This window comes from Bacillus cereus group sp. MYBK220-1 (assembly GCF_051916445.1).
GTDB lineage: Bacteria > Bacillota > Bacilli > Bacillales > Bacillaceae_G > Bacillus_A > Bacillus_A cereus.
This window is the reverse complement of record NZ_JBQAGQ010000003.1, coordinates 634252-657854: the sequence shown is the minus strand read 5'-3', so window position 1 is coordinate 657854 and position 23603 is coordinate 634252. Positions and strand designations below refer to the sequence as shown.

Sequence of the window (23603 nt, the reverse complement as noted above, 5' to 3'; positions counted from 1 at the left end):
CCTTCACCCCCGGTAATTTGTATCGAGCATGCTACGCAGCTTTTTCGCAAAGCCTTCATCTAACACAGCTACAACGACTCGCTCATCTCTCCCAATCGCATGCCCTAATTGTTGTCGATTTTCGACCTTTCTCATTGGTACGTTGTAGTACGTAGTTTTATCTGTGATGCGTTTTGTAGTATTTACTGACGCATCTTCAGATAGCAATACAAGTTTTGCTTTGCCACTTCGTACTTCTTTTAAAACGAGTTCTTCACCCGAAATAATTTTCCGAGCCCGGTTTGCTAGTCCTAAAAACGATTTCCAATCGGACACTTATTTCGACTCCTTCTCAACAAGCTCAAGAAGCTCTTCATATAAAGAACCGTCGATTTTCGCTTTTAGATGATGTTCCAAAACATTTTTCTTTTGAGCTTGAAGAATGCTCTCCTTGTCCTTCGACAAGTAAGCACCTCGTCCTGATTTTTTCCCAGTTAAATCAATGGACACTTCTCCCTCTTTGGAACGAACAATGCGAACGAGCTCTCGTTTTGATTTCATTTCTTGCGTTGCAACACATTTTCGTAACGGAACTTTTCGATTGCTCATACTCATCACCTCTATTCGATTTCGTCTTCCACTGAATCGAATCCAAATGCGATTACGCTATCTTCTTCTGTTACAATACCAAGTTGTTTCGCATCAGACTCACTCTTAATGTCAATTTTCCAGCCTGTTAATTTAGCTGCAAGACGTGCATTTTGTCCACGCTTACCGATAGCTAATGATAGCTGGTGGTCTGGAACAACTACTGTTGTCGCTTTTTCTTCTTCATCTACAAGTACTTTAACAACTTGTGATGGGCTTAATGCATTTGCAACATATTCAACTGGATCATTTGACCAGCGAACGATGTCAATTTTTTCACCTTTTAATTCGTCTACAATGCGTTGTACACGTTGCCCTTTTGGTCCTACACAAGAACCAACTGGATCAACATCAGTGTTCTCTGCATATACAGAGATCTTAGAGCGATCGCCAGCTTCACGTGCTACAGAACGAATTTCTACAGTTCCATCATAGATTTCAGGAACTTCCATTTCGAATAAACGTTTTAAAAGACCAGGATGTGTACGTGATACGTAAATTTGTGGTCCTTTTGTCGTTTTTTCTACTTTCGTAATGAATACGCGAATACGATCATGTGGTTTGTATTGCTCATTAGGCATTTGCTCACTTACAGGTAATAAAGCTTCTACTTTTCCTAAGCTTACATAGATGAAACGAGCATCTTGACGTTGTACAATACCTACCATAATATCTTCTTCACGGTCACTAAACTCAGAGTAAATAACACCGCGCTCTGCTTCACGCACTCGTTGTGTTACAACTTGTTTTGCAGTTTGTGCTGCAATACGACCAAAGTCTTTTGGTGTTACTTCAATTTCTAGTACGTCACCATCTTGATAGTTTGGATTAATTTGTCTTGCTTCCTCTACAGAAATTTCAAGACGTGGATCAAACACATTGTCTACTACGTCTTTACGTGCTAAAACTTGAATTGTTCCCACTTCTGGGTTAAAGCTCACACGAACGTTTTGTGCTTGATTAAAATTGCGCTTATAAGCAGAGATTAAAGCTGCTTCAATCGCATCAATAATAATGTCTTTGCTAATGCCTTTTTCAGATTCTAATACGAGCAAAGCATCTAATAACTCAGTGCTCATGAAGATCCCCCTTCTAACTAAAACGTAACAGCAAGTCGCGCATTTGCGACTTTATCCATCGAAATTTGGATTTCTTTTTTACGTGTTTTAATTGTTAATAATAATGTTATTGTTGTACCATCGTAAGAAAGCAGCTTTCCTTCAAACATCTTTTCACCATCAATCGGCTCATATGTTTTAATTGCCACTTGTTTTCCTACCGCTTGCTGGAAGTCTTTTTCTTTCTTTAATGGGCGTTCCGCTCCAGGAGATGATACATCCAAAAAGTAAAGATGAGGAATTGGGTCCTCTTTATCTAAAGCTTCGCTTAAACGTTCACTTACCGCACCGCATTCTTCAATGTCGACTCCCTTTTCAGAATCGATGAATACGCGTAAGAACCAGTCTTGTCCTTCTTTCACATACTCTACATCTACAAGTTCAAGATTTAACTCTTCAACGATCGGCTGCGCAAATGCTTCTACAACTTCTGTGACTTTCTTATCCATAAACAGCCTCCTTCCTGCCGTCATGTACCATTTAAAAGAAGAAGACCCCGCCAATTTAAAAACGGTCTATCTTATTCTTTCTCGTTAGCTAACAAAAGCCCCTGCTGTTCAGCAGGGATTATCTGTCTTAGTATTACCAAATTTAAGAAGTAAAACTTGTAACAAAATATGTATATACGACAGAAATCTTTTACCTATCTACGTAGATAAAACATAGACAGTAACACGAAAGAGTGGGTTTCCCCACTCTTTTCTTTACACAATATACATGACATGGTTATCTCGGTTAATAGTATATCATAGGAAATGTTGATTTGCAAAGACTTTTCCTACCTACTAGAACAGTGATAACTGGTTTTGATCCGGTAAGTCTCCTAAACAACCTTGGCTATCTAAATACTCAATAATTGTTTTCGAAACCTTACTTCGCTGTTGCAAGTCTTCTTTTGATAAGAAGTCTCCATTTTTACGTGCTTCTACAATACTTAAAGCTGCGTTTGTGCCAAGACCAGGTACTGCATTAAATGGAGGGATTAATGTATCTCCATCAATAATAAATTCTGTTGCATGTGAGCGGTATAAATCCACCTTTTGGAATGAGTATCCACGCTCACACATTTCAAGTGTCATTTCTAGTACCGTTAATAAACTCTTCTCTTTCGGCGCAGCATCGAGTCCCTTTTGAGCAATTTCATCAATTCTTGCACGTATAGATGCTGAACCTTTCGCCATTGCCTCTACATCAAAATCATCTGCACGAACTGTAAAATATGCGGCATAGAATAACAGTGCAAAATGTACTTTAAAGTATGCGATACGTACAGCCATAAGTACGTAAGCAGCCGCATGGGCTTTAGGGAACATGTATTTAATCTTCTTACATGAATCAATATACCAACCTGGTACATTATTATTTTTCATGTCTTCTTCCCATTCTTCCGGTACACCTTTACCTTTACGAACCGACTCCATGATTTTGAAGGCTAATGATGGATCTAGACCTTGATAGATTAAATATACCATGATGTCATCACGACAACCGATAACTTCGCTCAGCGTACATGTACCGTTATAAATTAACTCGTTTGCATTACCAAGCCATACGTCAGTACCATGTGATAGTCCAGAAATTTGGACTAACTCTGAGAATGTCGTCGGTTTTGTCTCTTCTAACATCTGTCTTACGAATTTTGTACCAAACTCTGGTATACCAAGTGTACCTGTTTTACAGTTAATTTGTTCTTCCGTTACCCCTAACGATTCTGGACCAGAGAAAATTTTCATTACTTCTGGATCATCCGTTGGGATTGTTTTCGGATCAATACCACTTAAATCTTGTAACATACGAATAACGGTCGGATCATCGTGTCCTAGTATATCAAGTTTCAATAAATTATCATGAATCGAGTGGAAATCAAAATGCGTTGTTCTCCATTCAGCACCAATTGAATCAGCTGGATACTGTATTGGTGAGAAATCAAAGATATCCATGTAATCTGGCACAACGATAATACCGCCTGGATGCTGTCCTGTTGTACGTTTTACACCGGTACACCCTGCTACTAAGCGATCAATCTCTGCATTTCGAATCGTTAAGTTATGATCATTTGCATAACCTTTTACATATCCGTAAGCAGTTTTTTCCGCAACTGTACCAATCGTTCCTGCACGATATACATAGTCTTCACCGAACAGTACTTTCGTATAGTTATGGGCACGTGGTTGGTATTCCCCGGAGAAGTTCAAATCGATATCGGGTACCTTATCTCCTTTAAATCCAAGGAACGTTTCGAACGGAATGTCATGTCCATCTTTTACATATGGAATATTACAAGCAGGGCATTCTTTATCTGGTAAGTCAAAACCAGAACCTACAGAACCATCATTAAAGAATTCTGATTGCTTACACTTCGGACATACATAGTGTGGTGGTAATGGGTTTACTTCTGTAATTTCCATCATCGTTGCAACAAATGATGACCCTACCGATCCACGCGAACCTACTAGATATCCGTCTACTAACGATTTTTTCACAAGCTTATGTGAAATTAAATAAATTACGGCGAATCCATGCCCAATAATACTTTTTAATTCTTTTTCTAAACGTGCTTCTACAATTTCCGGTAGCTCTTCACCATAAATGCTACGCGCCATTTTATAACTCATATCACGCGTTTCATCATCAGCACCTTCAATTTTCGGTGTGTATAGATCGTCTTTTACTGGATGCACATCACCAATTAATGACGCAATCTTTTGTGTATTTGTTACAACAACTTCTTTCGCTTTGTCTTCACCTAAGAATGAAAAACATTCTAACATTTCATCAGTTGTACGGAAATGTACTGGCGGTAATGAATGTCGATTTAACGGATTGGCTCCGCCCTGCGAACTGACTAAAATTTTACGATACATTGCATCCTCAGGGTCTAAATAATGCACGTTTCCTGTAGCAACAACTGGTTTATCTAACGTCTCACCTAGTTTTACTAAGTTAGAAATAATTGTTTTTAATTGACCTTCGTCTCGAACAAGTTCACGTTCTACTAAATGACGCAACACCTCTGGAGGCATTACTTCAATGTAATCATAGAACTGGGCAATTTCTTCTACCTCTTCAGGTGCCTTTTGCATCATTGCCTCGAACACTTCACCTTTATCACAAGCCGTTCCTACTAAAATTCCTTCACGGTATTTTTTTAATAGTGACCTCGGCACACGTGGTACACGGTAAAAGTAATTAAGGTGAGAATATGAAACAAGTTTATATAAATTTTTCAATCCAACATCTGATGCGGCAAGTAACGTCATATGACTTGGACGGCCACGCTTATACGCATCCCCTTGTCCCATGCTATCATTTAATTGATCGTGATATTCAAATCCCTTTTCAATTACGTCTTTCAACATTTTCACAAGTAAATATCCCGTCGCTTCTGTATCATAAATCGCACGGTGATGTTGTGTTAATTCAATATCAAGTTTTTTACACATCGTATTTAATCGATGATTTTTCATTTCTGGGAATAAGAATCGTGCAAGTTCTAACGTATCAATAACGGGGTTATTCGTTTTTTCTAGTCCAGCCTTTTTAAAACCTACGTTAATAAAGCCCATATCAAAGCTCGCGTTATGAGCAACAAGTGTATGGTCGCCCATCCATTCCTCAAACTTTTTAAACACTTCGTCCACTTCAGGTGCATCAGTTAACATATCATCTGTAATACCTGTCAATTCAATAATCGTCGCTGATAATGGTTGATGTGGATTTGCGAAAGATTCAAAGCGATCAATAATTTCGCCACCCTTTACTTTTACGGCAGCCAACTCAATGACTGTATCGTATACAGCTGATAAACCTGTCGTCTCAACGTCGAAAACAACATACGTTTCCTCTGCAAGTAAACGATGCGCTTCGTTATACGCTATCGGTACACCATCATTAACTAGATTTGCTTCTACACCATATATAACTTTAACTCCAGCCTTCTTCCCCGCAGAATACGCCTCTGGGAAAGACTGAGCCACGGCATGGTCTGTAACCGCAATAGCCTCATGTCCCCATTTACCAGCTTGAGCAACAAGCTTAGAAACTGGAGTGACAGCGTCCATTTGACTCATCGGAGTATGGAGATGCAGCTCTACTCGTTTTTCGCCTTCTGGTGCTTTATCTTTACGAGACGGTCCTGTTATTTCATTAATATCATTTGCAATCATTACTAAATCTCGAACGAATGTATCGTTTTGAACAGAACCACGCGCTTTCACCCACATTCCTTTTTTCAAGGATTGCAGCATTGGAATATCTTCTTTGTCACGCGAGAACATTTTGATCATAATAGAATCCGTATAATCCGTTATTTTTAAAGTTAATAACGTACGTCCACTACGAAGCTCTTTTGTTTCTACATGGAAGACATATCCTTGAACCGTTTTTCTTCTTTCTTCATCTTGAATTTCTCGCATCGGTGTAATCTCTTCATCTGGCTTAATAAGATACCCGAGTGTAATCGGTCCTTCATACACAACGCTGCTTTCTTCAGCTTGCTTCTTCGCCATTTCTTCCATAGCTTGTATAACACGCTCGCGGTCTTCTTGCTGCGTTTGTTCACGAAACTTTTGCATTTCTTCTGTATTTTGCTGTATATGTGTGTCTAACTGAAAACGCGGGAATCCAAAAACTTCGTATTGATCCCCTACTGGTTTCGCAACGTTTTTCTTTAAAGCAGTAGACTCCAGCTCGTTATTCACATTTATTAGCAACTTCACTCCATTCACCTGCGGAAGCTGCTTCTTTAAGTATGCGAACATAGGTGAAAATGTAATTCGTTCCGTACAAAGCGGCCAATACGCCCTCACTTCTTCTTCTGTAAATTGTTTATTCTCTGTTTCTAATGCAAATGTTGTTCTTGCAATATGAGAAAATGATTGCTTAAGCTTTGTTTCTAGCAATTCATATAATTCTGTAGGCAAAATACGTGGCACCTGTAAATCAAAATGCCAACTTTTATTCGCTTTATCAATAACGAGCCTTTCAATACCACCGCCTTGTAAATATTGATTTATAAGGTCGTCTGGTATTTGCAACTGCTGGAGCAAAATTTGAAATCGCTCTTGTTGTTCATTTGTTAAAGACATAAGCACTCTCCTTCCATTTGCTATTATAAATTGAAACGTACCACAAAGAAAGATTTCTCACCTCTTCTTTTACAAAATACGTTTACAAAGAAAGAGAAGGTACCCCATTACGAGGTACCTCTTCTTATTTTAAAATATTTGCAATATATGTTTGAAGTTCTTCTACGTTTACTTCTTCAGACTCACCTGTAGCACGTACTTTCACTTCTACAATACCTTCGTCTGCTTTTTTACCAACTGTAACACGAACTGGAAGACCGAATAAATCTGCATCTGCAAATTTAACACCTGCACGTTCTGCACGATCGTCTAATAACACTTCATAGCCTTGTTCTTGTAATGAGTTGTAGATATTTTCACCCATTTCACGTTGTGCATCCGATTTCATATTTACTGGAATTACATGCACATGGAACGGTGCTACAGCTTTTGGCCAAACTAAGCCGTTCTCATCGTTAAACTGCTCTGCAATTGCTGCCACTGTACGAGATACACCGATACCGTAACAACCCATAATAAGTGGTTGTGTTTTTCCGTTTTCATCTAGGAATGTTGCGTTCATTGCTTCACTATAACGAGTTCCTAATTTGAATACATGACCAACTTCAATTCCGCGTGCAAAAAGAATTGTTCCGTTTCCATCTGGAGATTGGTCTCCTTCTTGGATGAAGCGTAAATCTGTATATTGACTTACTTTAAAGTCACGTTCTGGATTTACATTTACATAATGGAATCCTTCTTCATTCGCTCCTGAACATCCGTTAACAATTGATGCTACAGCATGATCAGCAATAATTTCGATATCACCTGTTACATTAATCGGTCCTAATGAACCAACTTCACAATTTAATAATGCTTTTACTTCTTCATGAGAAGCAAGCTCAACAACTGAAGCGCCGTATACATTTTTCACTTTCACATCGTTTACTTCGTGATCACCACGAACAAGTACCACTACTAATTTCTCATCTACTTTAAACACCATAGACTTAATGCACTTGTCAGCTGCAATGTTTAAGAATGCAGATACTTCTTCAATTGCTTTTTGGTCTGGTGTTGCTACTTTTTCAAGTGCTTTTTCTGCTTCGTCACTCTTCGTATACGTAGCTACAACAGGAGCCATTTCGATGTTTGCTGCATAATCAGATGTGTCAGAGTATGCAATTGTATCTTCACCAACATCAGATAATACCATAAATTCATGTGTATCTTTTCCGCCCATTGCTCCAGAATCAGCAATAACTGCACGGAAATTCAAGCCACAGCGAGCAAAAATGTTAGAGTATGCTTTATATAAACGATCGTATACTTCATCTAAGCTCTCTTGTGTAGCATGGAAAGAGTATGCATCTTTCATTAGAAACTCTCTTCCACGTAATAAGCCGAAACGAGGTCTTTGCTCATCACGGAATTTTGTTTGAATTTGGTATAATGTTAACGGTAATTTTTTATATGATTTCACTTCATCACGCACAAGATCCGTAATTACTTCCTCATGTGTCGCTCCTAATGCGAATTCACGAGCATTACGATCTTTCATACGCATTAATTCAGATCCGTAAGAATACCAACGACCTGATTCTTGCCACAATTCCGCAGCTTGCATAGCTGGCATTAATAATTCTACAGCTCCTGCGCGCTCCATTTCTTCTCGAACGATACGTTCTACTTTGTGTAATACTTTTAATCCAAATGGTAGAAAGCTATAAATACCAGAAGCATTTTGACGCATAAAACCTGCACGAAGTAATAGCTGATGACTCTTAATTTCAGCATCAGCTGGAACTTCACGTAATGTAGGACTGAATACCATACTTTGTTTCATTTATTTGCACCTCTTCATTTTACTCTTACACGCAGTAAAACCCCTCACCTCGAGTTAGGTGAGGGATTTTATTCTACGAGCTCTATTTCATTATAAGTTTCACTTTATTTTACAAGAAAAACTTACGAATGTCATTCCAAGTTACAACTAACATAAGTAACATTAATAATGCAAAACCAATAAAGTGAACCATTCCTTCTTTTTGGCGATCAATTGGTTTCCCTCGTAACGCTTCAATTAAGAAGAAGAATAAACGGCCACCATCTAAAGCAGGAACTGGTAATAAATTAAATAAACCAAGATTAATGCTTAGAACTGCAGCTAAACTTAGTACACGCGTAAACCCATAATCTACAACTTGATCTGTTAGATTATAAATTCCTACTGGACCTGATAACTCATTAATAGAAAATTGACCAGTTACTAATTTAACAAGAGATTCAAAAATTAGTTTCGTCCATTGGTACGTTTGTTCAAATCCTGATTTAATAGAACCCATTACTGTTTTCTCTACAGGAGAATACACACCGATTCTACCAACTTCGTCTTTTCCTTCTTTATCGAGTGTTGGCGTTACTTTCACATTAAACTGTTCATTATCACGCTTTACTTGTAACGTAATTTCTTTATTTGGGTTTTCACGTACAATAGTAACAACATCTTTCCATGTACTTGTGTTTTTCCCATCAATAGCTTGAATTGTATCATTCTCTTTCAATCCAGCTTGCTGTGCTGCACTGTTATCCATCACTTTTCCGACCATTGGTTTGTCAATAGGAACCCCTTGTACAAATCCAAGAATCACAAAAATAACAAATGCTAAAATGAAGTTCATTGCAGGACCCGCAAAGATTGTTAAAGCGCGTTGCCCTAGTTTTTTCGAGCCAAATTGTCTATTATACGGAGCAATTTGAATTTCTTCCCCCGCAGTAATAATACGAGCCTTTTCATTCACTCGGAATGTTTGAAGCTCTTCCTCGTACTCTTCATAGCCCGAAATTGTTAAATTATGCTCCAAATCAGCTTGTTCGACTTCAATAACACGAACATTTGGATACTTTTCATATCCATCAAAAACTAATTTCACAACTTCGTCTTTTTCATTTAATACAAGGCCAACCTTTTTCCCAGGCTTTAACTCAACTGTGTCCGCATCCTCGCCGGCCATTCTTACATAGCCACCAAGGGGCAGTAATCGAATCGTATACACCGTTTCATTCTTTTCAAATGAGAATATTTTCGGACCAAAACCAATCGCAAACTCGCGGCATAAAATACCTGCTCTTTTTGCGAAATATAGATGCCCTAGCTCATGGAAAAATACGAGTGCACCGAAAATTAATATAAAGGCAATCGCTGTATTCAATTCCATAACCACCTTTGCTAAATTTGTTCCATCACAAACCGTCTTGTGGCCGCATCAATTTCCAAAATTTCCTCTAAGCTCGGTCGTGCAATGACATTGTGATGGTTCATTGCTTTTTCAATGAGGTCTTCCACTGTTAAGAAACCAATTCTCTTTTGTAAAAAGGCTTCAACAGCTACTTCATTCGCTGCGTTCATTACAGCTGGCATACTTCCACCTGCTTTTCCAGCTTCATACGCAAAACGTAAACAACGGAATCGTTCTTGGTCCATTTTCTCAAAATGCAACGTCCCTATTTCCCATAAGTTTAACTGTTTTGTGTCTGAAAGAGGCAATCTATCAGGATATGTAAGTGCGTATTGAATTGGTACTCGCATATCAGGTGAACCAAGCTGCGCCATTACACTACGATCTTCAAATTCAACCATAGAATGGATAATACTTTCTTTATGTAAAACAACATCGATTTGCTCATAAGGGATACCAAAAAGCCAATGTGCTTCAATTACTTCTAGTCCCTTATTCATCATTGTAGCAGAATCAATTGTAATTTTCGAACCCATTGACCAGTTTGGATGTCGAAGCGCATCTTCTACGGTCACATGATGCAATTCATCCCTCGTTTTATCACGGAAACTTCCACCAGAAGCCGTTATAATAAGACGAGAAATTCTTTTTTCATTTTCACCATTCAAGCACTGAAAAATAGCCGAATGTTCACTATCTACTGGAAGTAACGAAACATTATGTTTTCGTGCTGCTTCCATTACAAGATGTCCTGCAGTTACTAACGTTTCTTTATTTGCAATTCCAATTGTTTTTTTCGCCTCAATTGCACGAAGTGTTGGTAACAACCCTACGCTACCTACAACAGCATTTACTACAATCTCCGCATCTGGATGTAATGCTACTTCTAAAAGTCCTTCACTACCATATACAATTTTTGTATTACCAGAAACAGATTGTAATTTTAAAGCATCTTCCTCTCTTTGCACAGAGACGATTTGCGGAGAAAATTCTTGAATTACCTTTACTGCGTAGTCAATATTTTTCCCTACAGAAAAAGCAACGAGACGGAATTGGTCTGGGTGCGAGCGTAATACATCTAAAGTTTGTGTACCAATTGATCCGCTTGCACCTAATAAACTAATGTTTTTCATGACTCCAACCCCTCGTTCATTTATTAATTGTATTGTAATAAGAAGTAGAGAATTGGTAAAACGAATAACCAACTATCTGTTCGGTCTAATATACCGCCATGCCCAGGTAAAATTGTACCTGAATCTTTTACGCCATAATGACGTTTAAAAGCAGATTGTACTAAATCACCAATTTGTCCAAAAATAGAAATGATAATTGTCAGCACAATTAAAATTACTACATTCGATTCGACTGGGAAGAACACGTTGTAAACAAGTGCCACAATAATTCCACAAACGATGCCGCCTAATGAACCTTCAATCGTTTTATTTGGACTAATTTCTGGCCACAATTTTCTCTTGCCCAATGCTTTTCCTACGAAATATGCGCCTGAATCAGTAGCCCATATAACAAATAATGCGCAAAATACATATTTAATTCCTAATATTCTCGTTTCATTTAAATATAAGAATCCCATTGCCACATATGTCGTTGCCATCAGTAAAAATGAAGCATTATCAAAAGTAAATGTATTCTTAGAAAGGACTGTATATGATAAAAGTAATAAAACAATCACAAATGTGATTTCCAATTTACCTAATCCAATCCATGTAAACAGTTTTGATGCACTACTTGGAATTAAAAGAATCCACAATAATACTGCAGCTAAAACTGTCGGTACTGAAATAAGCGTAAGCTTATTCATACGAATTAATTCATATAAACCTATAGAAGCAAGTGCATACACTAAAACCGTAAAAGGCACGCCACCGTATATTACGATGGGAATGAATAGCGCGGCAGCAACCACTCCAGTAATAATTCTCTGTTTCACTACCAAACCCTCTCTTTCTACACGCCTCCGAATCTGCGCCCTCTATGTTGAAAGTCAGTAATCGCATTTAGCAAATGTTCTTCTTTGAAGTCTGGCCAATACACGTCTGTAAACCAAAACTCCGAATATGCAATTTGCCATAACATGAAATTACTAATACGTAGCTCTCCGCTTGTTCGGATTAACAACTCTGGATCAGGTAAAGAACTCGTCATTAAGTAGGAGGAAAGCATTTCTTCACTTACCTCTTCAGAACGAATTTTTCCTTCCTCATTATCTTTCATCATATGTTGCACAGCAGAAACGATTTCATCTCGACTTCCATAGTTTAACGCGAAATTAAGAATTAATCCCGTATTCTCTTTCGTATCTTCCATGGCTTTCTCCATCGCTCTGCGTGTATGCGTAGGAAGACGATCTTTTTGCCCTATTACTCGGACTTGTACGTTTTCTTCAATCAATTCTGGTAAAAATGTACCTAGAAATTCTTCTGGAAGCTTCATTAAATAATCAACTTCCTTTTTCGGTCTTTTCCAGTTCTCAGTTGAAAAAGCATAGAGAGTTAACACTTTCACATTAAGTTTACTTGCAAATTTTGTAATTTTCTTTACAACTTGCATACCTTCATGATGTCCCGCAATACGAGGCATTGCTCTCCTCTTTGCCCATCTTCCATTCCCATCCATAATGATGGCAATATGTTCTGGGATATATCCTTTTTTCACTTCTTCAACGAGATGATCAAACGATGTGTCCTTTTTACCTTTAAAAAAAGGAAAGTTTTTAAACATCATTCATACCCTCCAGCAAGCAGACGTATGCCTAAAAGTGTAAAAAGACCCCCTTAAGAAGAGGGTCATATTTGCGAAGTTATCGCTATTACACTTCCATGATTTCTTTTTCTTTGTTTTTTGCGATTTCGTCAACTTTTGCAATATATTTATCTGTTTCTTTTTGGATATCTTCAGTATATCCTCTTAAATCATCTTCTGTAATCTCGCCAGCTTTTTCAAGCTTCTTAAGATCATCATTTCCGTCACGACGTACGTTACGAACAGCAACTTTTGCTTCTTCAGCATATTTTTTCACAACTTTTACAAGATCACGACGACGCTCTTCTGTTAGTGCAGGAAATGCAATACGAATTACAGTTCCATCATTAGAAGGGTTTAAGCCTAAATCTGCTTTTAAAATTGCTTTTTCAATATCACCGATAGAAGTTTTATCATAAGGTTGAATTACTAGTAAACGTGCTTCTGGAACTGTAATGTTCGCTAATTGCACAACTGGTGTTGGTGCACCGTAGTAATCAACTTGTACCTTATCTAATACAGACGCGTTTGCACGGCCAGCACGAACTGTTGCTAATTCACGAGAATAAGCAGCAACTGCTTTTTCCATTTTTTCATTTGAAGACTTCAATACTTGTTGTCCCATATTTATTTCCCCCTTACCACTGTTCCGATATTTTCGCCTAAAACGGCACGTTTAATATTACCTTTTTCCATAACTGAGAATACAATTAATGGAATATCATTATCCATACATAGAGAAGAAGCTGTAGAATCCATTACACCTAAACCTTCTTTTAATACATCTAAGTAAGTAAGCGTTTCGTATTTTGTAGCTGTTGGATCAATAGATGGATCCGCATTATATACACCATCTACATTGTTTTTCGCCATTAAAATTACATCTGCTTCAATTTCTGCCGCACGTAATGCTGCTGTTGTATCTGTAGAGAAGTATGGGTTACCTGTACCTGCTGCAAAGATAACAACACGTTTTTTCTCTAAGTGACGAACTGCTTTACGACGAATGTAAGGTTCTGCAACTTGACGCATCTCAATTGAAGTTTGTACACGAGTTTGAATTCCGATATTCTCCAAGCTATCTTGAAGAGCTAATGAATTCATAACTGTCGCTAACATGCCCATGTAATCTGCCCCTGCACGATCCATGCCCATTTCACTTCCAATTTTTCCACGCCAAATGTTACCGCCACCAACAACAACAGCAACCTCTACATCAAGTTCTGCAATTTCTTTTACTTGTTCCGCAACTGACTTAATAACAGTTGGGTTAATTCCAAATCCTTGCTCTCCAGCTAAAGCTTCTCCACTTAGCTTTAAAACGACACGATTATATTTCGGTTTACTCATAATGAACCTCCAATTGCTTACATCTTTATTTTAAAAAAGGGAACACAATGTGTTCCCTAATCTGTATTAGTTACTACCTTTTACTTGGTTCATTACTTCTTCAGCAAAGTTGTCTTCGCGTTTTTCGATACCTTCACCAACAGCGTAGCGAACGAATCCTTTTAATGTTCCGCCTTTAGACTCAACGAATTGACGAACTTTCATATCAGGGTTTTTAACGAATGCTTGGTCAAGTAAGCAAATCTCTTCGAAGAATTTGCCTAGACGGCCTTCAACCATTTTCGCAACGATTTTCTCAGGCTTGCCTTCGTTTAATGCTTGTTGTGTTAATACTTGACGCTCATGCTCAACTTCTTCAGCTGTTACAGCATCGCGGTCGATGTATTTAGGGTTAACTGCAGCGATGTGCATTGCAACATCTTTAGCAGCAGCTTCATCAGTAGAACCTTCAAGAACTGTTAATACACCAATGCGTCCACCCATGTGTAGGTAAGCGCCGAATGCATCAGCATCAGTTTTTGATACGATTTCGAAACGACGAAGTGTAAGTTTTTCACCAATTTTAGCGATTGCTTCGTTGATGTGCTCTTCAACTTTTTTACCGTTTTCCATTGTTTGAGCCATAGCTTCTTCAACGTTAGCTGGTTTGTTAGTTAATAAGTGAGCAGCTAATTCTTTAATTAGTGTTTGGAAACCTTCGTTTTTCGCAACGAAATCAGTTTCAGAGTTTAATTCTAAGATTAAAGCGTCGTTACCGTTTGTTTCGATGAAAGTTAAACCTTCAGCAGCAATGCGGTCTGCTTTTTTAGCAGCTTTCGCAATACCTTTTTCACGTAAGAAGTCAATTGCCTTCTCCATGTCGCCGTTAGTTTCTGTTAAAGCTTTTTTGCAGTCCATCATACCTGCGCCAGTTTTTTCACGTAATTCTTTTACCATTTGAGCAGTGATTGCCATACTTTTCATCCTCCTAAAATATGTATTTATACCTTTTATAAAGGTGTTTATACCTTAAAAAAGGTGATAAAAGGCCGAACCCCTTATCACCTTTCCAACTTTGTTACGCAGTAACAGTTTCTTCACCTTGTTTTGCTTCAAGGATCGCGTCTGCCATTTTAGATGTAAGAAGTTTTACAGCACGAATTGCATCATCGTTTGCTGGGATAACGTGATCGATTTCGTCTGGATCACAGTTTGTATCAACGATACCGATGATTGGAATGTGTAATTTGCGTGCTTCAGCAACTGCAATACGCTCTTTACGAGGGTCTACTACGAATAATGCACTTGGAAGACCTTTCATATCTTTAATACCGCCTAAGAATTTCTCAAGACGCTCTAACTCTTTTTTAAGTTGAACAACTTCTTTCTTAGGAAGTACTTCGAAAGTACCATCTTCTTGCATTCTTTCGATGTCTTTAAGACGCTTGATACGCTTTTGGATTGTTTGGAAGTTTGTTAAAGTTCCACCTAACCAACGTTGGTTAACGAAGTACATACCAGCACGAGTTGCTTCTTCTTTAATAGCTTCTTGTGCTTGTTTTTTAGTACCTACGAATAAGATGTCTCCGCCTTCAGCAGCGATGTCGCGCATCGTTCTGTAAGCTTCCTCAACTTTTTTCACAGTTTTTTGTAAGTCGATGATGTAGATACCGTTACGCTCTGTGAAAATGTAACGCTTCATTTTTGGGTTCCAACGACGAGTTTGATGTCCGAAATGAACACCAGCTTCAAGCAATTGCTTCATAGAAATTACTGACATAATATAGTTCCTCCTAAATGGTTTTTGATATCCTCCGTTTACTTCATCTCTAAGCGAAACTACAAACGTAGCACCAACACTTAAATCAGTAAACGTGTGTACTTTGTACTGACACCACTGCTTACTATATCATACTGAAATATTACAATCAAGTCGAAAATGCGAACAATGTAAAACTTTCTTTGTTCATACTCGAATTCTAGTATTACCAACCTTCTTTTCTTTTAAGCAAAAAAGTAAATACAATTAATAGTTTTCCCAGAAAAAACGCTTATGACACTTTTCACAAGCATCTTCTATCCATTGCACAAAAAAACTCTCCTCAATTGAGGAGAGTTTTTTATAAATTAGTTTGTTTTTAATTTAGCAAGTTCTTGTAGAAACTTGTCGTTTAGCACTTTAATGTATGTTCCTTTCATACCTAAAGAGCGAGACTCAATAACACCAGCACTTTCTAATTTACGTAGTGCATTTACGATTACAGAGCGAGTAATTCCTACGCGATCAGCAATTTTACTTGCAACAAGTAAACCTTCTGTTCCATTTAATTCTTCGAAGATATGCTCAATTGCTTCTAACTCACTGTAAGATAATGAGCTGATTGCCATTTGAACAACAGCTTTACTACGCGCTTCCTCTTCGATTTCTTCTGCTTTTTCACGTAAGATTTCCATACCTACAACAGTTGAGCTGTACTCAGCAAGGATTAAATCATCATCTAAGAACTCTTGACCAAGACGAGCTAATACTAATGTACCTAGACGCTCACCGCCACCAACGATTGGTACGATTGTAGTTAAACCTTGACCGAATAATTCTCTGTTTTCTACTGGGAATGCTGTGTAAGCACTGTTCACATCTAAGTTTGAAGATGTTTCTGTAATGTTGAATAAGCTTTGTGTATATTCTTCTGGGAATTGACGTTCTGCAAGCATTTGCTTCATGCGTTCGTTTTCGATTTGTTGGTGAATTGCATAACCTAATAATTTACCACGACGGCTAACTACGAATACGTTTGCTTCGATTACTTCACACATTGTGTCAGACATTTCTCTAAAGTTTACAGGCTTCCCTGCTGCGCTCTGTAATAACGCATTTAATTTTCTCGTTTTTGCTAATAATTCCATTTCAAAAGTTCCTCCTACATGTTACTCACATATTTTTTCATCACTTGGAAACTAGGGCGAGTCACCTGATGACACTATTACAAAATAAACTGGCTCACATCTTTATTTTTAGCAATTGTTGCTAATTTCTCCTCAACGTATTGAGGTGTTATCGTTATTTTCTCTAACGTAATTTCAGATGCTTCAAACGATAAATCTTCAAGGAGCTTCTCCATAATCGTATGAAGTCTTCTTGCTCCAATATTATCTGTATCCTGATTAACTTGATAAGCAATCTCAGCAATCTTACGAATAGCTTCGTCTGAAAATTCAATTTCTATACCTTCAGTCGCTAATAATGCCATATATTGTTTAATTAACGCATTGTCAGGCTCGATTAATATTTTAACAAAATCGTCTGTCGATAATTTTGTTAATTCTACTCGAATCGGAAATCTCCCTTGCAATTCCGGAATTAAATCCGACGGTTTAGACATATGGAACGCTCCAGCTGCAACGAATAAAATATAATCCGTTTTTACTGATCCGTATTTTGTCGCAACATTCGACCCTTCTACAATTGGCAGAATGTCACGTTGCACACCTTCACGTGATACATCTACGCTATTCGACTGCTTACCAGCAATTTTGTCAATTTCATCGATAAAAATAATCCCGAGCTGTTCAGCACGATAAACAGCCTCTTGTGTAACTTCATCCATATCAATTAAGCGCTGTGCCTCTTCATTTGTCAAGAGTTTTCTTGCTTCTTTTACAGAAAGTTTACGTTTTTTCGTTTTTTTCGGCATAAAACTTCCTAGCGCATCTTGGAAATTCATTCCCATTTGTTCCATGCCAGTTCCTTGTAACATATCAAACATGGAAGACTGTTGTTCAGTCACTTCAATCGATACAATTTCTTCTTCAAGAAGCCCTGCAGCAAGCTTTCTCTCTACATCTTGACGTTTCTTTTCGATTTCAACATCTTCTTGTGTATCAGACGTTTGATTCGAATTTTGAGCGCCTCCAAAAAGCATCTCTAATGGATTTTTGAATCCAGATTGCTTCTCCGGACTCGGCACTAAAATTTCAACAAGACGTTGATTCGCTTGCTCTTCTGCTTTATCTTGAACTTTCACTACCATTTCTTCTTTTACGATACGAACCGATGTTTCCACCAAGTCACGTACCATCGACTCTACATCTCTACCCACATATCCAACTTCTGTGAATTTTGTAGCCTCAACCTTAATAAAAGGTGCTCCAACGAGTTTCGCCATTCGTCGTGCTACCTCTGTTTTCCCAACACCTGTCGGTCCAATCATTAAAATATTTTTAGGTGCAATTTCGTCACGTAAATTTTCAGCTAATTTACTGCGGCGATATCGATTTCTCAACGCTACAGCAACCGCTTTCTTTGCGTCTTTTTGACCGATGATGTATTGATCTAATTTTTCCACAATTTGGCGCGGAGTAAAATGTAAATGCATATAAAATGCCTCCCTTACGATTCTACAATTCTTCAACAATTATGTTGTGATTCGTATAAACACAAATATCGCCAGCAATCTCTAAACTCGCTTTCGCAATTTGCTTCGCTGTTAAGTGTTCACTTGCATATTGCTTTAAAGCACGACCTGCAGAAAGTGCATAATTCCCACCAGATCCAATTGCTAAAATACCATCATCCGGTTCAATCACTTCTCCTGTACCTGAAACAAGGAGCATAGTTGTTTTATCCATGACAATGAGCATCGCTTCTAGCTGACGTAACATTTTATCGCCACGCCATTGTTTTGCCATTTCAACAGCAGCACGCTGCAAGTTGCCATTATACTCTTCTAATTTCCCTTCAAACATTTCAAAAAGAGTAAATGCGTCAGCAACTGATCCTGCGAAACCAGCTAAAACTTTACCTTGGAAAAGTTTACGAACTTTACGAGCTGTATGTTTCATTACAACAGCATTTCCCATTGTCACTTGGCCATCTCCAGCCATTGCACATTCTCCATTATGATGAACTGCAAATATCGTTGTAGCGTGGAAATTTCCCATAGAAAAAACTCCTTTATTTGTTTTTATAGCTTTTAAAGCAATTTATGCCCGCGGGTGATGCTTCATGTAAACAGAACGCAATCTTTCTTTAGAGACATGCGTATAAATTTGTGTCGTCGACAAATTTTCATGGCCTAATAGCTCCTGTACAGTACGTAAATCCGCCCCTTCATCTAGCATATGTGTAGCAAATGTATGCCTTAACATATGGGGACTTATCCGCATTGTCAGCGAAGCCTTTTTAATGAGTTCATTTAAAACATAACGAACCCCACGACTTGTTAGCGGTGTACCTTTCGCATTTAAAAATACCATATGAGAATCTTCGTCAGTCTTATTAACTAACTGTTTTCTCCCATTCTCTATATAAGTAATTAAAGAATCTTGCGCATAGCTTCCGAACGGAATATACCTTTGTTTTTTTCCTTTTCCCATTACTAAAATTGTTCCCACCGCAAAGTCAATATCGGTAAGTTGTAAATTGACACATTCACTCACACGGATCCCAGTCGCATACATCAACTCTAATAAAGCTTGATTCCTTTGGCCTAATGGCGTTTCCGTGTCAGAAACTTCAAATAATTCCTCTAACTCTTCAGCATATAAAAACTTTGGGATTGACAATTCTTTTTTGGGGAGTGACGCAAGTGCAAACGGATTATCCTTTCGATAACCTTCACGCATCAAAAAACGATATAAACTTCGTAAGCTTGATACTTTTCTTGCGACAGATTTACGGGCTAACTTTTCATCGTGCAACGTCGTTAAGTACAAACGAACATCCGCGTATGTAACGTCTAAAAAAGAGGATATGCCTTCTCGTTCCATAAATTGCACAAAATGTTCTAAATCATTTTGATAACTTGCAATTGTATATTTTGAATAATTTCTTTCAATTTGTAAATATCCAACGAATAATTGTAACAATTTCTTCACATTCACACAACTCACCTCAATAAAGGCTACTAAATCGTATCACAACTTAGTAGCCTTTGCAAGAAATTTAACTAAATATTTACAAAATTTCGAATCGTTTCTAAAGCGCGTGCTGCGTACGCTTCATTTCGTTCTGCTTTCTTTTTAATCTTCTTCTCTAACGGTGCAAATAGACCGAAGTTCGCATTCATCGGCTGGAAGTTTTTAGCGTTCGTTGCCGTAATGTAATTTGCCATGCTACCCATCGCAGTTACTGGCGGTAATACAACTGGCTCTTCACCTTGCACAAGACGCGCAGCATTAATTCCTGCTAATAATCCTGATGCTGCTGATTCAACATATCCCTCTACTCCAGTCATTTGACCAGCGAAGAATAAATCATCACGTTGTTTATATTGATATGTTGGACGAAGCAAATTAGGTGAATTAATAAACGTATTACGATGCATTACACCATAACGTACAATCTCTGCATTTTCCAATCCCGGAATTAACTGTAGCACTTCTTTTTGCGGTCCCCACTTTAAATGAGTTTGGAAACCTACGATATTGTATAAAGTTCCCGCTGCATCATCTTGACGTAACTGAACAACAGCATATGGCGTTTTCCCTGTTTTTGGATCTTCCAATCCAACAGGTTTCATAGGTCCAAATACTAACGTCTGTCTCCCTCTATTTGCCATAACTTCTACTGGCATACAACCTTCAAAGAAAATTTCTTTTTCAAACTCTTTTAAAGGCACTGTCTCAGCAGCAATTAGAGCCTCATAAAAACGATCAAACTCTTCTTCTGTCATTGGGCAATTTAAATATGCAGCTTCACCTTTGTCATAACGCGATTTTAAATATACTTTATTCATGTCAATACTGTCTTTTTCTACGATTGGGGCTGCAGCATCATAGAAGTAGAAATAATCTTCTCCTGTTAATTCTTTCAATTTTGCAGAAAGATCAGGAGATGTTAATGGACCTGTAGCAATAATTGTCGGTCCCTCTGGAATATCTGTAATTTCTTCATTCATTACAGTTACATTTGGATGGTTCTTTACGTATTCTGTTACTTTAGCTGCGAACTCATGACGATCTACAGCTAAAGCACCTCCAGCTGGTACAGAGCACTCATCCGCCGCACGAATAATTACAGAATCCATTAAGCGCATTTCCTCTTTAATAACTCCAACTGCATTTGTTAAAGTGTTTGCACGAAGTGAGTTACTACATACTAATTCAGCGAATTTATCTGTGTGATGAGCTGGCGTTTGCCTTACCGGTCTCATTTCATATAATCTAACTTGGACACCACGTTTTGCAATTTGGTAAGCCGCTTCACTTCCTGCAAGACCTGCGCCAATGACGTTTACTACTTGTGTTGTCATTTATATCACCTTTCCTTTTCTTCCCGAAAAAAATGTGAGCAGTTACGCTCACATTTGTTGTTCTTCTTCATAATCGCACGAAATACATTGTACTTGCACGCCTTTTTTCAACTTTTTCTCTACAAGCATGCCTTCGCACTTCGGACACTTACGACCAATTGGCTTATCCCAAGATACAAAGTCGCATTCCGGATACGTACCGCACCCATAGAAAAGACGTTTCTTTTTATTACTACGGCGTTCAATAATTTGACCCTTATCACACTTTGGACAAGTAACACCGATTTCTTTCACAATCGGCTTTGTATTACGACAATCTGGGAAATTCGAGCAAGCCATAAATTTCCCGTATTTACCCATTTTAAAGACCATTGGGTGATTACATAATTCACAATCTTCCCCAGCTGGTTCATCTTTAATTTCCACTTCACGCATTTCTTTTTCCGCTTTTTCTAAACGCGGTTCAAAACCTACGTAGAAATCATCAACAATTTTTACCCAATTCGCATTTCCTTCTTCTACTTCATCAAGGCTTTGCTCCATATTGGCAGTAAATTCAATGTTAATAATTTCTGGGAAAAACTCTAAAATAAGTTCAATTACTATTTCACCAAGTTCAGTCGGAACGAAGCGTTTATTATCCAAACCTACATACCCACGCTTTTGAATTGTTTCAAGTGTAGGTACATATGTTGACGGTCTTCCAATTCCAAGTTCTTCAAGTGTTCTTACTAGGCGAGCCTCTGTATAGCGCGGAGGAGGTTGTGTAAAATGTTGCTTTGGTTCTAAATCCTTTGAAAATACAGTTTCCCCTACTTCTAAAGGTGGCAACATCTTATCCTTTTCTTCAGCACCATCATCTTTTGACTCTACATACACTTTCATAAATCCTGGGAACTTTACAACCGATCCACTTGCACGGAACTGAACATTGTTATTAATGAGTCTCGCTGTCACAGTATCCATTATAGCAGACGCCATTTGACTTGCAACAAATCGCTCCCAAATCAATTTATATAATCGAAGTTGATCACGACCTAAGAAACTTTTTAGTTCCTCTGGCTTTCTCATTACTGAAGTAGGACGAATTGCCTCATGCGCATCTTGTGCATTTGACTTTTTCGTTTCTTTCTTCTTTTCTGTTCCTATGTATTCCGTACCATACGCTTCAGTGATGTAAGTACGAGCCTCTGTTTGAGCTGTTTCTGAGATACGTGTTGAATCAGTTCTCATATACGTAATAAGACCTACAGTTCCTTGTTTTCCAAGATCTATCCCTTCATACAATTGCTGTGCAAGCATCATTGTTTTCTTTGCTCGCATGTTTAACTTACGTGCTGCTTCTTGTTGCAAGGAAGATGTTGTAAACGGTAATGCAGGATTACGTTTTCGCTCTTTGCGCGTTACATTTTCAACTGAAAACGCATTGTCTTTCATCTGTTCAATTATTTCATTCACTTGCGTTTCATTTGTTAATTGAACTTTTTCACCATCTACACCGTAAAAGCTTGCTTCAAATGTGTCTTTTCCTTTTACAAATTCTGTTTTAATTGTCCAGAATTCTTCAGGTTCAAAGTTTTGAATTTCCCTTTCACGCTCGATGATTAAACGAACTGCTACAGATTGTACACGTCCTGCACTTAATCCTTTTTTTACTTTCTTCCATAATAAAGGACTAATATTGTAACCAACAAGACGATCAAGTATACGTCTTGCTTGTTGTGCATCCACTAAATCCATATTAATTGCACGAGGATGTTTAAATGATTCTTTGATTGCATCTTTCGTAATCTCATTAAACACAACCCGACAATCTGATTCAACGTCCACATTTAACGTATTCGCTAAATGCCAAGCAATCGCTTCCCCTTCACGGTCTGGATCGGCCGCGAGATAGACTTTCTTTGCTTTTTTCGCCGCTGATTTTAAATCTTTTAAGACGGGACCTTTACCACGAATGGTAATATACTTCGGGGTGAAGTTGTTCTTTACTTCTATCCCCATTTGACTTTTTGGCAAATCGCGAACATGTCCCATAGACGCGACAACTTTGTATTTTTTCCCTAAATATTTCTCAATGGTCTTCGCCTTAGAAGGCGACTCCACGATTACGAGGTAATCTGACATGCTAGTGCCTCCTTAAGAGGTGGATTCAAGTCTTCATTAATCTTATTGATTTCTCTTGTTTTTGTCAATCAAGAATGAATATAC

The 23603-nt window shown here is 38.1% G+C and carries 20 protein-coding genes; all 20 read right to left on the bottom strand.

Translation table 11 applies throughout. From position 1 onward, the window contains the following. Positions 1–3: 3 nt before the first annotated feature. Positions 4–315 (bottom strand): YlxQ family RNA-binding protein, encoded by a 312-nt coding sequence (locus tag ACTFRU_RS17170; RefSeq protein WP_001286523.1) that lies wholly within the window; start codon positions 313–315, stop codon positions 4–6. Then, complete coding sequence (rnpM, locus tag ACTFRU_RS17165; protein WP_000071127.1) at positions 316–588, bottom strand: RNase P modulator RnpM; 273 nt, start codon at positions 586–588, stop codon at positions 316–318. A gap of 11 nt (positions 589–599) precedes the next feature. Continuing rightward, entirely contained in the window at positions 600–1706 is a 1107-nt protein-coding gene (gene nusA / locus ACTFRU_RS17160; protein WP_000102604.1) for a transcription termination factor NusA, read from the bottom strand. A gap of 17 nt (positions 1707–1723) precedes the next feature. Beyond that, positions 1724–2194, bottom strand: a complete 471-nt coding sequence (gene rimP / locus ACTFRU_RS17155; RefSeq protein ID WP_000359096.1) for a ribosome maturation factor RimP — start codon at positions 2192–2194, stop codon at positions 1724–1726. A gap of 336 nt (positions 2195–2530) precedes the next feature. Then, positions 2531–6832 (bottom strand): PolC-type DNA polymerase III, encoded by a 4302-nt coding sequence (locus ACTFRU_RS17150; protein ID WP_440037721.1) that lies wholly within the window; start codon positions 6830–6832, stop codon positions 2531–2533. Positions 6833–6956: 124 nt separating this feature from the next. After that, positions 6957–8657, bottom strand: a complete 1701-nt coding sequence (locus ACTFRU_RS17145; protein WP_000814300.1) for a proline--tRNA ligase — start codon at positions 8655–8657, stop codon at positions 6957–6959. A gap of 109 nt (positions 8658–8766) precedes the next feature. Then, complete coding sequence (rseP, locus tag ACTFRU_RS17140; protein WP_001090243.1) at positions 8767–10023, bottom strand: RIP metalloprotease RseP; 1257 nt, start codon at positions 10021–10023, stop codon at positions 8767–8769. Positions 10024–10040: 17 nt separating this feature from the next. Continuing rightward, entirely contained in the window at positions 10041–11183 is a 1143-nt protein-coding gene (gene dxr / locus ACTFRU_RS17135) for a 1-deoxy-D-xylulose-5-phosphate reductoisomerase (protein ID WP_440037720.1), read from the bottom strand. A gap of 23 nt (positions 11184–11206) precedes the next feature. Continuing rightward, on the bottom strand, positions 11207–11998 hold the full coding sequence (cdsA, locus tag ACTFRU_RS17130; protein ID WP_000813594.1) for a phosphatidate cytidylyltransferase: 792 nt from the start codon (positions 11996–11998) through the stop codon (positions 11207–11209). A gap of 17 nt (positions 11999–12015) precedes the next feature. Next, a complete protein-coding gene (gene uppS / locus ACTFRU_RS17125; RefSeq protein WP_000971296.1) occupies positions 12016–12792 on the bottom strand; it encodes an isoprenyl transferase in 777 nt (258 codons plus the stop codon). 85 nt (positions 12793–12877) lie between these two features. Beyond that, positions 12878–13435 (bottom strand): ribosome recycling factor, encoded by a 558-nt coding sequence (gene frr / locus ACTFRU_RS17120; RefSeq protein WP_000531501.1) that lies wholly within the window; start codon positions 13433–13435, stop codon positions 12878–12880. Positions 13436–13437: 2 nt separating this feature from the next. Then, a complete protein-coding gene (gene pyrH / locus ACTFRU_RS17115) occupies positions 13438–14160 on the bottom strand; it encodes a UMP kinase (RefSeq protein WP_000042668.1) in 723 nt (240 codons plus the stop codon). A gap of 66 nt (positions 14161–14226) precedes the next feature. After that, the gene (tsf, locus tag ACTFRU_RS17110) at positions 14227–15114 is read right to left on the bottom strand and encodes a translation elongation factor Ts (protein ID WP_001018578.1); all 888 of its coding nucleotides are present in this window, start codon (positions 15112–15114) and stop codon (positions 14227–14229) included. A gap of 103 nt (positions 15115–15217) precedes the next feature. Further along, positions 15218–15919: a 30S ribosomal protein S2 gene (gene rpsB / locus ACTFRU_RS17105; RefSeq protein WP_000111485.1), complete on the bottom strand. Its 702-nt coding sequence runs from the start codon at positions 15917–15919 to the stop codon at positions 15218–15220. Positions 15920–16266: 347 nt separating this feature from the next. Then, positions 16267–17046: a GTP-sensing pleiotropic transcriptional regulator CodY gene (gene codY / locus ACTFRU_RS17100; protein WP_000421290.1), complete on the bottom strand. Its 780-nt coding sequence runs from the start codon at positions 17044–17046 to the stop codon at positions 16267–16269. A gap of 77 nt (positions 17047–17123) precedes the next feature. Then, complete coding sequence (hslU, locus tag ACTFRU_RS17095; RefSeq protein ID WP_000550078.1) at positions 17124–18515, bottom strand: ATP-dependent protease ATPase subunit HslU; 1392 nt, start codon at positions 18513–18515, stop codon at positions 17124–17126. Between the two features lie 22 nt (positions 18516–18537). Beyond that, entirely contained in the window at positions 18538–19080 is a 543-nt protein-coding gene (gene hslV / locus ACTFRU_RS17090; protein ID WP_000526272.1) for an ATP-dependent protease proteolytic subunit HslV, read from the bottom strand. 42 nt (positions 19081–19122) lie between these two features. Continuing rightward, positions 19123–20022, bottom strand: a complete 900-nt coding sequence (gene xerC / locus ACTFRU_RS17085; RefSeq protein ID WP_001101243.1) for a tyrosine recombinase XerC — start codon at positions 20020–20022, stop codon at positions 19123–19125. A gap of 65 nt (positions 20023–20087) precedes the next feature. Then, positions 20088–21392, bottom strand: a complete 1305-nt coding sequence (gene trmFO, locus ACTFRU_RS17080; RefSeq protein WP_088361889.1) for an FADH(2)-oxidizing methylenetetrahydrofolate--tRNA-(uracil(54)-C(5))-methyltransferase TrmFO — start codon at positions 21390–21392, stop codon at positions 20088–20090. Between the two features lie 48 nt (positions 21393–21440). After that, a complete protein-coding gene (gene topA, locus ACTFRU_RS17075; RefSeq protein WP_001286963.1) occupies positions 21441–23519 on the bottom strand; it encodes a type I DNA topoisomerase in 2079 nt (692 codons plus the stop codon). Positions 23520–23603: the final 84 nt, after the last annotated feature.